The 14,414-nt window shown below is 69.0% G+C and carries 13 protein-coding genes; 6 read left to right on the top strand and 7 right to left on the bottom strand.

The genetic code is table 11. The annotated features are described in order from the left end of the window. Positions 1 to 89: 89 nt before the first annotated feature. Together A5705_RS18230 and malQ are read right to left on the bottom strand one after the other, a co-directional pair. Entirely contained in the window at positions 90 to 1,448 is a 1,359-nt protein-coding gene (locus A5705_RS18230) for a wax ester/triacylglycerol synthase family O-acyltransferase (RefSeq protein WP_067875752.1), read from the bottom strand. 59 nt (positions 1,449 to 1,507) lie between these two features. Then, the gene (gene malQ, locus A5705_RS18225) at positions 1,508 to 3,532 is read right to left on the bottom strand and encodes a 4-alpha-glucanotransferase (RefSeq protein WP_068279116.1); all 2,025 of its coding nucleotides are present in this window, start codon (positions 3,530 to 3,532) and stop codon (positions 1,508 to 1,510) included. Between the two features lie 315 nt (positions 3,533 to 3,847). Between malQ and A5705_RS18220 the strand changes: the two genes are divergently transcribed. Both A5705_RS18220 and A5705_RS18215 read left to right on the top strand, forming a co-directional pair. Continuing rightward, positions 3,848 to 4,732 (top strand): cyclopropane mycolic acid synthase family methyltransferase, encoded by an 885-nt coding sequence (locus tag A5705_RS18220; protein WP_068279069.1) that lies wholly within the window; start codon positions 3,848 to 3,850, stop codon positions 4,730 to 4,732. A gap of 109 nt (positions 4,733 to 4,841) precedes the next feature. Further along, entirely contained in the window at positions 4,842 to 5,366 is a 525-nt protein-coding gene (locus A5705_RS18215; RefSeq protein ID WP_067875569.1) for a hypothetical protein, read from the top strand. A 3-nt stretch (positions 5,367 to 5,369) separates the two neighbouring features. On the opposite strand, the gene A5705_RS18210 is transcribed toward A5705_RS18215, so the two are convergent. Both A5705_RS18210 and A5705_RS18205 read right to left on the bottom strand, forming a co-directional pair. Then, the gene (locus tag A5705_RS18210) at positions 5,370 to 6,263 is read right to left on the bottom strand and encodes a hypothetical protein (RefSeq protein ID WP_068279068.1); all 894 of its coding nucleotides are present in this window, start codon (positions 6,261 to 6,263) and stop codon (positions 5,370 to 5,372) included. Between the two features lie 43 nt (positions 6,264 to 6,306). Next, complete coding sequence (locus tag A5705_RS18205; protein ID WP_068279110.1) at positions 6,307 to 6,882, bottom strand: hemerythrin domain-containing protein; 576 nt, start codon at positions 6,880 to 6,882, stop codon at positions 6,307 to 6,309. Between the two features lie 140 nt (positions 6,883 to 7,022). Between A5705_RS18205 and A5705_RS18200 the strand changes: the two genes are divergently transcribed. After that, positions 7,023 to 7,472, top strand: coding sequence for a hypothetical protein (locus A5705_RS18200; RefSeq protein WP_068279066.1), 450 nt, complete (start codon positions 7,023 to 7,025; stop codon positions 7,470 to 7,472). A 34-nt stretch (positions 7,473 to 7,506) separates the two neighbouring features. After that, a complete protein-coding gene (locus tag A5705_RS18195; RefSeq protein ID WP_068279063.1) occupies positions 7,507 to 8,580 on the top strand; it encodes a ketopantoate reductase family protein in 1,074 nt (357 codons plus the stop codon). Positions 8,581 to 8,599: 19 nt separating this feature from the next. Here the strand turns inward: A5705_RS18195 and A5705_RS18190 are convergent, their stop codons facing one another. Both A5705_RS18190 and A5705_RS18185 read right to left on the bottom strand, forming a co-directional pair. Then, a complete protein-coding gene (locus tag A5705_RS18190) occupies positions 8,600 to 8,839 on the bottom strand; it encodes a hypothetical protein (protein ID WP_068279059.1) in 240 nt (79 codons plus the stop codon). Positions 8,840 to 8,890: 51 nt separating this feature from the next. Further along, entirely contained in the window at positions 8,891 to 9,106 is a 216-nt protein-coding gene (locus A5705_RS18185) for an acyl carrier protein (protein WP_067875584.1), read from the bottom strand. A gap of 222 nt (positions 9,107 to 9,328) precedes the next feature. On the opposite strand from A5705_RS18185, the gene A5705_RS18180 reads away from it, so the two are divergent. Both A5705_RS18180 and A5705_RS18175 read left to right on the top strand, forming a co-directional pair. Next, complete coding sequence (locus tag A5705_RS18180) at positions 9,329 to 12,247, top strand: aminotransferase class I/II-fold pyridoxal phosphate-dependent enzyme (RefSeq protein ID WP_068279056.1); 2,919 nt, start codon at positions 9,329 to 9,331, stop codon at positions 12,245 to 12,247. Between the two features lie 223 nt (positions 12,248 to 12,470). Continuing rightward, positions 12,471 to 13,145: a hypothetical protein gene (locus A5705_RS18175; RefSeq protein WP_067875590.1), complete on the top strand. Its 675-nt coding sequence runs from the start codon at positions 12,471 to 12,473 to the stop codon at positions 13,143 to 13,145. Between the two features lies 1 nt (position 13,146). Here A5705_RS18175 and A5705_RS18170 read toward each other — a convergent pair whose 3' ends face one another. Further along, positions 13,147 to 14,322, bottom strand: a complete 1,176-nt coding sequence (locus A5705_RS18170) for an MFS transporter (RefSeq protein ID WP_067875593.1) — start codon at positions 14,320 to 14,322, stop codon at positions 13,147 to 13,149. Positions 14,323 to 14,414 lie beyond the last annotated feature (92 nt).

The raw sequence follows: 14,414 nt of genomic DNA, 5'->3' as shown, positions 1-14,414 counted from the left end.
ACATCGCCCGTATCTGGAATGACGCGGCCGAAAGGCTGTTCGTTCCAACGTCATCCCAGCCGGGCGGGGGTGACCGGCGGCGCGCGTTGTCACGCCGCTACGGCGCGCTCCAGCTCCTTCAGCGACGTCTCCAGGTGAGCGAGCAGCCGCTGCAGGTGCGGGACGCTGCGGCGGCAGCCGACCAGACCGAAGTCCAGGTTGCCGGCGTTGTTGGTCACCGTGATGTTGACCGCCTGCCCGTCGAGCGGGATCGACAGCGGATAGTTGCCGTCCAGCCGGGCGCCGCGCCAGTACAGCGGCTCGGACGGTCCGGCTGACACGTTCGAGATGACGATGTTGAACGGCGGGGAGGCCGCCGAGAGATATCCGGGTATCAGCCCGAAGAACAGCCCCCCGATGTTGAACGCCGACAGGGCCAGCTGTTGCGCCGGGGGCAGCTGCTGGAACACCTCCTTGGTGTCGCGAATCGACGAGCTGATGACGTCCAGCCGCTGCGCCGGGTCGTCGAGGTCGGTGGCCAGGTTGCACAGGAAGGTACCGACCATGTTGCCCCCGCGGTCGTCGTCGTCCTTGCGGAGGTTGACCGGCACCATCGCCGTCAGCGGGGCGTCCGGCAGGGCGCCCTGCTCGAGCAGGTAGGCCCGCAGCGCCCCGGCGGACATGGCCAGCACCACGTCGTTCACCGTCACGCCGGCGGCCGACTTGACCGCCTTGATGCGGTCCAGCGACCACGACTGCGCGGCCACGCGTCGAGCGCCGCCGATCCGGACGTTGAACATGCTGCGCGGCGCCCGGAAGGGGAGGGTCAGCTGTTGTTCGAGTAGCGCGGCCCGGGCGAGCCGCACCGTCGACGGCGCCAACGCCAGCGCGGACCCCGCGGTGCGGCCGACCCGCCCCAGCAGCGACGGCCGGTTACGGCGCCCGCTGCGCCGGCGCGGCGGGAGGTCCCAAGGGACCCGCACTTCGTCGTCCTCCGGGTCGGGGGTGAAGGCGCGTTGCACCAGCCGCAGCGCCGACACGCCGTCCATCAGGGAGTGGTGGTACTTGGTGTAGACGGCGTACCGCCCGTCCTGCAGTCCCTCCACGAGGTGGGCTTCCCAGAGCGGACGGTGACGGTCGAGCAGGCTGCCGTGCAGCCGCGAAGCCAGCTCCAGCAGGTCGCGGACGCGTCCCGGCTCCGGCAGGGCCGAGCGGCGGAGGTGGTAATCGAGCTCGACCTCCCTGTCGAACGACCACGCGACGTTGGTGATGCCGCCGAAGAAGGCCGGGTGCTTGCGGAACGTCGGCTGAACTTCGGTGCACTCGAGCATCGCCTGATAGGACTCGCGGACGAAGTGCGGACCGGCGTCCTCGGGCGGCTCGAAGAGCTGCAGCGACCCCACGTGCATCGGATGCTCGCGTGACTCGCCGATGAGGAACAGCGCGTCCGTCGGTGATATCGGTTCCATGTTGGTCGCCCCCATTCCTTCCGGGTATGCCGTCCGCCCGACACCCGCTCTATCTCCTATTAACCGAAGCAGGCGTCGGCCACACCCGAACCCGCGGCGGCGGGATCACGGAAGGCGGCGGTGATCTCACCGACCCGCGGGTCGGCGCGCAACTGCTCGAGTGTTTCCGGCAGCGGCAGCCGCCAGTTCGGGTATTCGTCGACGGTTCCGGGCAGGTTGGGCTGTCGGAGCTCGGCGACCACGTCGTATGGCGCGATCAGCCTCAGCCGGCTCGGGGTCGCGGCCAAAAAGCGGTGCATCGCGACGATGATCGCCGCGTCATCCGGCTCGGCGGTCCCCAGCAACCCTTCCGAGCGCAGCAGCGCCAGCCACTCGGCCCGCTCCCTGTCGGCCGCGGCCTGCTCAGCGGGCACATCGTCGAGCAGGCCGAGTTCTGCGCGCGCCCGGACGTGTTCGCCGCGCAGGAATCCGGCCGCCGTGGGCAGGTCGTGCGTCGAGATGCTCGCCGCCGCCCGCGCCGGCCACCTGGCCGACGGCAACAGCGGCTGACCGGGCGCGTCCTCGTCGCGGGTGAACCACGAGACCGCAGACCCGAGCATGCCGTTTCCGGCGAGGGCTTGCGTGACCTCCGGTTCGACGGTGCCGAGATCCTCGCCGACCACGGTTGCCCCGGCGCGGTGCGCTTCCAGCGCCAGGACCGCGAGCATCACGTCGGCGTCGTAGTGCACGTAGGTTCCCCGATCCGGGCTGTCGCCCGGAGGGATCCACCAGAGCCGCCACAGGCCGGCGACATGGTCGATGCGCAGGCCGTCGGCGTGGGCGAGGACGGCGCGCACGACGTCCCGCAGCGCGGCGTAACCGGTGGCGGCGAGCCGGTCGGGTCGCCAGGGCGGTAGTCCCCAGTCCTGGCCGCGCGGTGTGAAGTTGTCCGGCGGCGCTCCGACGCTCACCCCCGTGGCGAACACGTCGGCCAGCGCCCACGCATCGGCGCCTTCGGGATCGACCCCGACCGGCAGGTCGTGCAGCACACCCAGCGCCATGCCGGCGGCGCGGGCGGTGTCCCGCACGGCGGCCAGCTGCTCGGCGCACCGTTCCTGCACCCACGCGTGGAAGGCGAGCCTGGGGGCCAGCTCGCCGCGCGCCGCCGCCACGGCCGGTCCGGTGACATGGCGCAGCGGTTCGGGCCATCGGGTCCACCGGCCGCCGTGCCGCTCCGCCAGCGCGCAGTAGGTCGCCCAGTCCCGCAATCCGCCGGAGTTCGGCGAAGCATCCAGGGGGCTGGGCCGGCCCTCGGCCCGCCAGAGCACTTCGAGTGCGGCCCGCTTGGCCGCCCAGACCAGGTCGTAGTCGATGCGCGGCGTGCTCGCCGAGACGCTCAACGCATCCAGCTCCGCCCGGGTGGCCGGGTCGGCACGCCGGTAGGCGGCGAGGTCTTGGATCCGCAGCGCCAACGGGTTGGCGAAACGGCGGCTCGACGGGGTGTAGGGCGAGGCCTGGACCGGGTGGGTGGGTCCCGGCGCGTGCAGCGGATTGAGCAGAACGGCGCCCGCCCCGTGCTCGGAAGCGGTCCAATCGATGAACTCCCGCAGATCCCCCAGGTCTCCTATTCCCCAGGAGCCGGCCGACCGCAACGCGTAGAGCTGCAGCATCCAGCCCCAGGTGGGGGGGGCCTGCGGCACCTGGGCCGGGGCCGCCACCACGGTGGCCTCCCGGCCGTCCCGCGTGTGCAGGCGGTACCAGCCCGGGACCAGCTCGCCGGGGAGCTCGTCGCGGACCTCGATCCGCTCGCCGTCCTCGCCCACCAGGAGGGCGGCACCGGCCCGCGTCTGCGGCCGTCCCCCGACGCGAACGGCGACTGTCGGCGGCAGCAGTCCCGCGCGATCACGCTCGTCCAGCCTGGCCAGCTCGCGGCGCCGGCCGGCCTCGGTGCCGGCGTCGACTTCGAGCAGGCCGAGCACGCGGATCACGACGTCGGAATCGACCTCGACCGGCTCGCGTCGCTCGTTGCGGTAGGAGGTGGCGACGCCGTGCGCGGCGGCCAACCGGCGCAGGTCGTCCGAAACGGGCTTGGGACGCGCGATCACGGGGTCCACTCCGGCACGCCGGCGCAACTGAGGGGGGCGCCGCGGCGGCGCCGACGTTCAGGCATTGGGCGGGTATACCCGGCCCGGTGTCTCTCACACCTGCGTGGCGAGTGCGGGCGTCGAATCAGTCTGCGCGGCTTAGATTCTGGGCAGCGGCGAAGGCATGACGGATGGTCGGAGCGGGATTTGCGCCCAGCGTCGGCAGGCCGTGCGGCGTCGCCGCGAACCGGCCGGATAGACTGATGGGCCAGAAACTCGCGCGGCTGAGGTCACACGCCGCTGAGCCCAGCAAGAGTCCACGTCAGGGGTTGTGCCGTGCCCGAAAATCAGAGCGAAGCCACCGGCTTGGAGCCGCACTTCGAGGACGTGCAGGCGCACTACGACCTGTCCGACGAATTCTTCGAGCTTTTCCTGGATCCCACGCGGACTTACAGCTGCGCCTATTTCGAGCGCGACGACATGACGCTCGAAGAGGCGCAGCTCGCCAAGGTCGACCTCTCGCTGGGCAAGCTCGGCCTGGAACCGGGCATGACGCTGCTGGACATCGGGTGCGGCTGGGGCACGACGATCGTTCGCGCGCTCGAGCGCTACGACGTCAACGTCGTCGGCCTGACGCTGAGCCGCAACCAGCAGGCGCACGTGCAACAGCGGCTGGACCGGCATCCGAGCACGCGGAGCAAGCGCGTGCTGCTGCGGGGCTGGGAACAGTTCCACGACAAGGTGGACCGCATCGTGTCGATCGGCGCGTTCGAGCACTTCGGGCGCGACCGCTACCCCGACTTCTTCAAGATGGCCTACCAGGCGCTCCCCGCCGACGGCGTGATGCTGTTGCACACCATCATCAAGCCCAGCGAGGACGAGTTCGCCGAGCGCGGACTGCCCATCACGATGACCAAGCTGCGGTTCATGAAATTCATCATGGACGAGATCTTCCCGGGCGGGGACCTGCCCAACGCCGAGGCCGTCGAGCAGCACGCCGAAAATGCCGGCTTCGCCGTCAAACGGGTCCAGCAGTTGCGCCTGCACTACGCCCGCACGCTGGACACCTGGGCGGCCGCGCTCGAAGCGCACCGTGACGAGGCCATCGCGATTCAGTCGCAAGAGGTTTACGACCGGTACATGAAATACCTCACCGGGTGCGCCGACCTGTTCCGCGAGGGCTACACCGACGTCGCGCAGTTCACACTCGCCAAGGGCTGAACGGCCCTGCGCGGTTTATCAGCGCACCCCGGCGGGTAATTCCACGAGCAACAACCTGATTCGGTAACCGTCGGCGTCCGTCGGCGCAAAACCGCAGGAGGGACTGATCGTGGGCGCCAAGCATCGCCTGACCGAGCCGTCAGAGCAAAGACAACCGTCGGCGCGGCCGGGCGTGTGGCGCAGCATGTGGGGCGCTGCCGCCGTGTGCGAGTTCGTCACCGGTGCGGTGGTGTGCGCCGCATGCCTGACGGCGTTGGTGACCAACGCGGCCGAACCCGAAAAACCAACGGTCGAGGCCACACTGGGCCCGGCTCCGGTCCCGCTGCCGGTGCGCCAGGAGGGGACCGTGATCGCGGTGTCCGCGGACTCGGTGACCGCGCGCAGCGCGGACGGGTTCACCCAGACCTACCTCGTCACCCCCGACACGACGCTCATCATCACCGGCGAGGGCGCCCGATCCGTGTCCACCGCAACACATTTCGCGATCAACGACCACGTCGACATCATCGGAACGATCAGGAACGGCACGGCGCAGGCCACCGCGGTGGCCGACCGCGGGCTGGCGAACGGGGACGGGCCACCGATGGATCACGTTGCGGCGCAACCCGTCAGCGCCGCCTCCGCCGGCTCCTGAGTGCTACCCGCCGGCCAGATGCGCGCTGCCGTCGTCTAGGTCGTCGCGGCGCAGGCTCATCGGCGTTGCGGCGGGGATGTCGCCGCCCGCGATGACCGCCCGGGTGATCGGGGTGAGCGCCTGGAACAGCTTCTCGACCTCGTCGTCGGTGAGCGCGTCGAGCGCCGACAGGGCGAGGGTGTCCGTGCCGGATTCGATCTCGTCCTTCACTCGGCGCCCGGCCTCGGTGAGCGAGCCGTCGTCGGTGAGCAAGCCCCGCTCGGCCAGCCGCTGCTCGTGCTGCCGCCACCCCGCCTCGTCATAATCGCGCGTGCGGGCGATGTAGTCACGCTGGACCCGGCCGGCCGCGGCATGCAGCACGTTGGATTCCCGGCCCGAGACGCCGGCGGCGGTCAGCACGGCCACGTGGCCATCGCCACGATGCTCGCGCAACAGCGTGGCCGCATGCCACAACGCGGCCAGCGGATCCTCCGGCCAGGGCAGCGCCAGGTTCGCGGCGAACAGCGGTCGCCCGTCGAGCGGCGCGCGGCGCGCCGCACGGCCCGCCAATTCCGCCGCCACAGAGACATTTTCATCCGCCTCGACGCCGTAGCGGCGCAGCGCCGCCACGGCGGATTCCCGCCTTGCCCGCAGCGCGGCCTCCGGTCCGGCGATCTCCCACGCGGCCGGGAGGGCCTTGGCGACCCGCTCCGGTGCGAAGTTGTAGAAGGTCGCGGCCACCACCTCGCGCGGCACCATGCCCAGTGGCGCCGATCGCGCGGCGAAGTAGCCCATCCAGAAACCGCGGTAGCCCAGCCCGTCCAGCGCCGCCCGCGCTTCCGGCGCGAAGTACGTCACGGCGTGCACCGGCTCGAACCGGTCGAAGAAGCGTCGCGCCAACCCTGGTTCCCTACGCACAATCGCAGTCAATCATCCGCCGGTGCGCCCGGAACGGGCGGGCTCATTGACCCTTCAGGCTGCCGATCCGAAGCGAAAAGTCCGTACGCGGGGATGACGGCTTGCCCTCCACGGTTTCGACGTAGCGCCGGGGAACGCGGTCGACGATCGCCAATCCTTCGGTGGTGGGATGCTCGGCCATGAACTCGCTGTATTGCCGGCCCAGGGCTTCGCGGAGGCCGATCGGGGCATTGCGCCGGAAGTCCGCCAATCCCTCGCGCTCCTCTTCACTCATGTGGTCGTCGTTGGCCGATCGCGTTCGGTCAACCGCCGCCCACCATGCCTCGGTGCCGACATTCGCGGCGTTGGCGTCGCGCACCCCGTCCCGAATGTCGTTGTGGTCACCGATGGCGTCGAGCGTCTCGCCCTCGGGATCGTCGGCGCCGCGCTTCAGCAGCTGCGGGTAGAAGATCTTCTCCTCGATGTAGGCGTGTACGTCGAGCTTGTCGGCGAGCGGACGCCACACCCGCTCGATCGCCGGGTAATTGACCGGTTCCTGCGCGCGCAGCGCGTCCAGCTTCGCGAATTGTTCGCGGAACCAGTCATGATCGCCACGGATCGCGACGGTGATGTCAGCCATTGATGCCATCGTGGCCATGCGCGGGGGACCAGTCAACCCGCGCACGACTCATCGAAATCATTAAGCCCGGTCTCAGCAACAGCCCCCGCTGCGGTGGTAGAAGTCGTTGGGGGAATCAGTCAGGGAAAGGGAGTGCGGCAGTGGATACCGAGACCGTCGACCGCCAATTCGGCGTGCTGCAGAACCAGGCTCAACAAACCGCGGCCTTGATCCGGGCGCTGGCCGAAAAATTGTCCACCGCGGCGGCCGCGGGCGACACCAATGCCCGCGAATGGGGGCTGGACCTCAAGGAGATCGCGCTGGCGATCCGCGACGAGCAGAGCACCACCACGGGGCTCCTCCAGGCGATTCATTCGCTGGTCGACGGTCACGTCGCGGCGGCCGAACCGCCCTACTACCCGCCCCCTGCCCAGTACGCCCAGCCGCCGCAATACCAGGCCCCGTACCAACCGCAGTACCAGCAGCCCGCCCCGGCCGGGGGCGGGGCGTTGCAGCGCTTCCTCGGCGGACGGTTCGGTCAGGCGATCGTCACCGGCGCGGGCATCGGCATCGGCGACGACCTCGTCAACAGCATCTTCGACAGGCTTTGACCTGCAACGGCATTCGGCCACACAAAGGCGCGGCATGGAACATGTGGGCTCCGCTCGAAACGGCCACCGATATGTGATCGTCGGTGCCGGCGCGATCGGCGGCACTGTGGGGGCCGTGCTGACGCGGGTCGGTGCTCCGACGGTGCTGATCGCCCGGGGCCGGCACGCCGAGGTGCTGGCCGACGCGGGTCTGAGGCTGAGGACGCCCGACGGGACATTTACCACCCCGGTGGTGGCCGCGTCCCGGCCCGAGGACGTGCGGTTGACCGAGCGCGACGTGCTGGTCTTCGCCACCAAGACCCAGCAACTCGAGGCCGCCCTGCAGGAATGGGTGGACCGGCCCGTGCACGGCTCGGATGGCGCGGTCGGGACCGCGGGTGAGCGACTGCCGGCGATGACGGCGCTCAATGGGGTTGCGGCCGAGGAGAAGTCGTTGCGCTACTTCCGTCGCGTGTTCGGCGTCTGTGTCTGGCTGCCCGCGGTGCACCTGGAGCCGGGCGAGGTGATCGTGCGGTCGTGGCCGGTGGTCGGCCAGTTCCATGTCGCGCGCTGGCCGGCTGCGCTCAGCACCCCGGACGACGCCGACTTCCTGACTCGCCTCAGCCGGCAGTGGAGCGGTGCGGGAATCCGTATACGACTGCCCGAAGACGTCGCACCCTGGAAGTACAACAAGCTGCTGAGCAACCTGGGCAACGCCGTCGGCGCCCTGACCGCCGAGACGGCCGACGCACGCGAGGTGGTGGCCGCGGTCCGCAGGGAGGGCGAAGACGTGCTGCGGCGCGCGGGAATCGAATTCGTCTCGTTGGACACCTCGACGGCGGCGCGGGCCGACGGGCCGACCATACGGCCGGTACCCGGATGGAATGCGGGACCGAGCAATTCCACCTGGCAGTCCTTCAGCCGCAACACCGGTGACACCGAGACCGACTTCCTCAACGGGGAGATCGTCCGCATCGCCCACCGGCACGGCATGACGGCGCCGCGCAACGCGGCGCTGGCTCGCGCGGCGCGCACCGCCGTGCGCAAGGGGCTGGGGCCGGGCCACTACTCGGCGGCGCAACTGGCCGAACTCGTCGGCGTCGACACACCCTCACCCGCAGCGGACTGACATCCCGGGCAGTCGTGTCCTATTGCGTGTGCCGCGTCGGGCTCTGCGCCGATTCCCACTTCGCGGCGAGCGACCTGGTGACCGTGGTGCCGGGGGACAGGTCGACCTCGAAGGTTTCACCCGCGTCGCCCTCGAGGGTTACGCGGTAGCGCCCATCGGTGAAGTTCTTGAATACCACTCTGCGCGGCTGGTCGTCGACGGCGATGATGTCGCCGGGCGCGACGTCGTCGATTCGGTCGTTACCGGAAACGTCAGTCATGATCTCGACGGTAGCCGGTCGCGGCGCAGTCCCGCCCGGCGCCCGGACCCGCTATTTGGTCATCTGCACCAGGAACTCGTGGCACCGCTGCGCGCGCTTGGAATCCTCGGCCATCACGTCTTCGAAGAACGACGCGATGTCGTCGCGCCCCGCGTTCTTCGCGTCGCGCACATACTGCCCGTAATCGTGCCCGGCCTTCAGCGAGTGGTACTGCACCGAAACGAGGTCGAAAGTCACGTCGTCGAAGCCGGTTTCGCCTGTCGCCACTGGAATCCTCCTTGGTCCGTTGGTTCGTCACCCCGGGCCTACCCGTGAGCGGCGCGGCTAAACCGGCGATCCCGTACAGACGCCCGTTACCGGCGTCTCGCCGCGCTGTCACCTGACGGACGCGCATTGTTTGCCCGCGGTCAACCGGCGGGCGGGTTGGGTCTGCAAACCTTGACCGACGCTCCCAGACCAGGAGTCGCCGCGAATCAAGGAAGGGCGGCCATGACCGAACACTTGCGCGCTTACAACAGCCTGTGGCAGGTCCGCAGCGACTCATGGTGCCGGTTGGAGGAGGCCGCCGATCGTCTGACGCGCCCCACCACCGAGGGCGAGTTGAAAGCCAAGTGCATCAACACCTGCCAGGAATTGCTCACTCGCCTGAGCGCTCTCGAGCCCTACTGGGCCTATCCCGGATCGCCGCAATTCGCGCGCGTGCAAAGGCTTTTCGCCGGGGGCAGCTATGACAAGTTCGCGCAGGCCCTGGTGCAGATCAATCGCGCGCTGACCACCGAGTCGTACCGCTCGGGCGATGTGGAGAACGCCGGGTCCGACGATCTCGACATGTTTCCGTCCGATCCGCGCCAGCTCGTCGAACATCAACCGCCCACGCAGCGCGACCGCCCCTATTTCGAGGTGCTCGTCGTCGAGAAGATGACCGAAGACCAGGAGCGGGCCCTGCGCAACGAGGTCCGCAAGTGGCGGCGCCCCGACGACGAATTCGTCTACGAGCTCGTGGTGGTGTCCAGCGGCGACGAGGCGCTGATCGCGGCGCGGCTCAACGTCAACCTGCAGGCGGTGGTGATCCGCCGGCGCTTCTCGCACCAATCGACCCGGGACCTCTCGGCGCTGGCGGAGTTCGTCGACACCGGCGTGTCGCACGAGTTGGCGGATCACCAGTCTCCCGAGGAACGCGCTCAGATCCTCGCGGTTTCCCTGGCCAAGTTGCGGCCCGAACTCGACCTGTACCTGATGACCGAAATCGAGGTGGAGGACATCGCCGGGCGGCTAGGCCAGTATTTCCGCCGGGTCTTTCACGCGCGGGAAGGCATGCTGGAACTGCACCTGTCGATCCTGCAGGGCGTGGCGGCGCGCTACCGCACCCCGTTCTTCAGCGCGCTCAAGCAGTACAGCCACCGGCCCACGGGCGTCTTTCACGCCCTGCCGATTTCGCAGGGCAAGTCGATCGTCAACTCGCACTGGATCCGCGACATGGTCGGCTTCTACGGCCTGGACGTGTTCATGGCCGAGACGTCGGCGACGTGCGGCGGCCTGGACTCACTGCTCGAGCCGACCGGGCCACTGCGCGAATCTCAACAGCTCGCCGCCGAGGCGTACGGATCGCGCCACACCTACTTCGTCACCAACGGGACGTCGACGGCGAACAAGATCGTCACCCAGGCGTTGGTAGCGCCCGGCGACATCGTGCTCCTGGACCGCAACTGCCACCAGTCGCACCACTACGGGATGATGCTCGCCGGCGCCAATGTCGTCTATCTCGAGGCCTATCCGCTCAACGACTACTCGATGTACGGCGCGGTGCCGTTGCGCGAGATCAAGTCGAAGTTGTTGGCGCTCAAGCGCGCCGGCAAACTCGACCGCGTCAAGATGATGTCACTGACCAACTGCACGTTCGACGGCATCGTGTACGACGTCGATCGGGTCATGGAGGAGTGCCTGGCCATCAAGCCCGACCTGGTGTTCCTGTGGGACGAGGCGTGGTTCGCGTTCGCCCGCTTCCACCCGGTCTATCGTCAGCGGACGGCCATGGCCGCGGCGCGGGCGTTGCGGGAGCGGCTGGCCGATCCCGAGTACAAACAGCGCTTCGAGGAGTCTCTGGCGGGCAACCCGGGCGGCGACGATGACCTCCTGGACCGCCGCCTCGTTCCCGACCCGGCGCAGGCCAGGGTGCGGGTGTATGCCACCCAGTCGACGCACAAGACGCTGACGGCGTTGCGGCAGGGGTCGATGATCCATGTCTTCGATCAGGACTTCGACCAGAAGGTGGCGGAGCCGTTCCACGAGGCTTACATGGCGCACACCTCGACCTCGCCCAACTACCAGATCCTCGCGTCGCTGGACCTCGGTCGCCGACAGGTGGCGCTGGAAGGGGTCGAACTGGTGCAGCGGCAGATCGAGAACGCGATGCAGTTGCGTGACGCGATCGACAACCACCCCCTGCTCAGCAAGTACATGAGGTGCCTGCGCACTTCGGATCTGATCCCGGAGGAGTTCCGGCCTTCGGCCATCGCACAGCCGTTGCGCTCGGGCCTGCGCAACATGATGGCGGCCTGGGATCAGGACGAGTTCGTGCTCGATCCGTCGCGAATCACGCTGTACATCGGACCTACCGGTTACGACGGCGACACGTTCAAACGCCAACAGCTGATGGACCGCTACGGGATCCAGATCAACAAGACGTCGCGCAACAGCGTGCTCTTCATGACCAACATCGGCACCACGCGCAGCTCCGTCGCGTTCCTGGTGGAGGTTCTCGTCAACATCGCCCGCGAGCTGGACCAGAACATCTCCGAGATGAGTCTCGGTGAGCGCGAGCACTTCGCGCGCGCGGTCTACCGGCTTACCGAAATGTCCTTGCCGCTGCCCGATTTCAGCGGCTTTCACCCGGCTTTCCTGGACCACGGCGGAAGCGAACCGACGCCCGAAGGGGATGTCCGGCGCGCGTTCTACCTGTCCTACGACGACACCAATTGCGAATACCTGATGGGCGAGCAGATCATGGAGCGGCTCGACGCCGGGACCGACGTCGTGTCGGCGACGTATGTCACGCCCTACCCGCCGGGATTCCCGGTGCTGGTTCCGGGACAGGTGTTCAGCCGGGAGATCCTGCAGTTCATGCGTGACCTCGATACCCCCGAAATCCACGGTTATCTACCGAATTTCGGCTATCGCGTGTACACGCAGAAAGCCATCGAGATGGTCAGCGAGTCCATCGGGTTGACGACGCACAACGGTCACCGCGCCCCGGGGAGCGCGGACGGGCCGGCACCGCAGAAGACGCCGAAGAAGAAGCCGGCCAAGCGCGGCGTGGCCAATGGCGAGGGGAACGTCCCGGAGGTCGGGCAGGACGAGCTGGTCGGCCAGCAGTACCCGGGTGACGCGGTGGACGCCACCGGCGCATAACACCCACCTGTGTGGGTTGACCGGCGGCAACCCCGCCGTGTCGAGACGAGTGAGGATGTCAGTTGGCATAGACTGGTCTTCGTCGCGCTGCCCGAAGCGACCCCGCAGCGGCGGCCTTGTCGAAAACCCATAGGGACCAAGCGAAATGGACCTCGACCGCATCACCTACCCCCTGCGACTGGCCCGGGGATCACACCAGCGGGGATCGGGTAGAGGGTGCGCCATGAACGCGATCTCATACATCGAGGGCGACGAGGAGGTCACCGACTTCCCGGCGACTTCGGCCCGCCCGTTGGCATCCTTCGTGCAGCAGTGCAACGACCTGCTGGCCGGGCCTGACGGCTATTTGTCGCCGCAAGACAGCCTTACCGTGCTCGACCTGGGATGGTTGACGGTCGGAACCGCGGAGGTCTCAGCCGCCGTCACTCACGCTTGGGTGACCAAACTGCTGATCAGCCCACCCTGGGGCGTCGTCCGGTACGCCGACGGCGCGGCGGCCGAGGCGATCTGGGCGATCGCCGAGCTGCGTCAACGGCTCAGCCCCGGCGAGACACCGCCGATAGCCGCCTGGGACGGCGCTGCCCAGGCCGCGCGAGCGATCGGCAGGGCGCTCCCGGTGTGCGCCGAGCGGTATGCCGTCCGGGCCGCATACCAGTCGACCGCGTTCGTCGAGACCGACGATTGGGACACGCTCGATGCCGTCACCGGCAACGCCCTGCGCGCGCACAGACTGGCAATCGGCAGTTCGGGTGCGGCCCCTGTCGTGGCGGTCACGCGCAACGCCATCCGTTCGTGGCGTCGTCTGGCCGGGTTGAGCGTTGTCAGCAACGCCCCGGCGCCGGCCGCCGGTGCCATGCGACAGCGGGGGATAGCGGCGGCGTTGGAGTTGACGACCTGAATCAGTTCTGACGGTGATCGTCTCGGCGCAGGCGCACGGCCCGCGTCACCGCTGTCACCAGCGCGAGCGCCGACATGCTGGAGAGGACCACCGCCGAGACCACAGACCCGACTGTGGTCAGTATCAGTGGTAGGGCGAAGCCGATGTAGGTCACCACGTAGAACACCCCGACGAGCGCTCCGCGGAGGCGTCGCGGCGCCGCGGCTTCGAGATCGATCAAGCCCTCGCGCAGACAAAGGCCCGATGCGCATCCCAACACCACGAACAGCGCCAGGCCCAGTGGCAGTGAGATGGCCTGCGGGGTCACGGCGGTCACCGCGTAACCGAGCGCGGCCAGCGCCGCGCCCGCGGTACCGGCGTGCGGCCCCCAGCGAAGCGCGCGTCCAGCGATCTGGATGAGCCCGCTCACGCCGTTGACTATCAGCGTCGCGGTGCCCGCCGCCAACGGCGCCGCCAGACCGGTGTGCACCCGGCCGGGGATCGTGATGAATCCCAGCGTCGCCGAGGCGAACACCCAGGGTGCCAACGGCAAGGCCCAACTCAGCGCCCGGGCGGTTCCCTGTGGCGCCGCGGCCGACGGCTCCCAGTCATGCGCCGTTGCCGGTCCGGATGCGCTTCCGCGGCGCACCGCCACGACCGAGAAAAACATCGCCGCCACGACGAGGACGGCGGCCAGCCCGAACGACCACCGGATGCCGGATTGGCCGGCCAGCGCGATCAGACCGGCGGCGAACGGCCCGATGGCGAAGCCCGCGAGCAGCACCGCTCCGGCGGCGGCCGCCCCCGCCGGGCCCTTCAAATCGGAGGCCCACGCGGTGCAGGAACTCATCAAGAGACCCACGCCGATTCCCACGACCAGCCGGCCCACCAGGAGCACGTCGGGGTGCTGCGAGAGCAGCATCGCCAACGTCCCGATCAGGGCGGCCGTCGCGCCCGCCAGCGCCACCGCCCGGCGGCCGAGCGCGTCGGACACCCGCCCGCCGACCAGCAGTCCGGGCAACAACCCCAGCGCGTAAATCGCGAAGATCGCGTCGAGCCGGGCCGCGTCGAGGTGTTGCCGGACGCTGATCAACGGCATCAACGCGACGAAGTGATTCGCGACCCAACCCGTTGCCAGCAACAGCGCCAAGACGCCGGCGAACGTCGCACGTACGCCCGCGGCCTGGGCCGGCGTCATCGACGCCGAGCGCGGTCGGCTTGCCGGACCGGTCGGCGCTTTCGACGAGAGCACGGGCTTCCTCCCCTGGGTTCTACGAGCGCGGGCGGGCG

The sequence above is a fragment of the Mycobacterium sp. E787 genome (genome assembly GCF_001668725.1).
GTDB lineage: Bacteria > Actinomycetota > Actinomycetes > Mycobacteriales > Mycobacteriaceae > Mycobacterium.
This window is presented reverse-complemented; position numbering and strand designations above follow the sequence as displayed.

Coding starts and splice junctions, on each gene's coding strand:
- A5705_RS18230 (WP_067875752.1), bottom strand. CDS start 1,448: ATGGAACCGATATCACCGACGGACGCGCTGTTCCTCATCGGCGAGTCA.
- A5705_RS18205 (WP_068279110.1), bottom strand. CDS start 6,882: ATGGCTGACATCACCGTCGCGATCCGTGGCGATCATGACTGGTTCCGC.
- A5705_RS18195 (WP_068279063.1), top strand. CDS start 7,507: ATGGAACATGTGGGCTCCGCTCGAAACGGCCACCGATATGTGATCGTC.
- A5705_RS18190 (WP_068279059.1), bottom strand. CDS start 8,839: ATGACTGACGTTTCCGGTAACGACCGAATCGACGACGTCGCGCCCGGC.
- A5705_RS18180 (WP_068279056.1), top strand. CDS start 9,329: ATGACCGAACACTTGCGCGCTTACAACAGCCTGTGGCAGGTCCGCAGC.
- A5705_RS18175 (WP_067875590.1), top strand. CDS start 12,471: ATGAACGCGATCTCATACATCGAGGGCGACGAGGAGGTCACCGACTTC.
- A5705_RS18170 (WP_067875593.1), bottom strand. CDS start 14,322: ATGACGCCGGCCCAGGCCGCGGGCGTACGTGCGACGTTCGCCGGCGTC.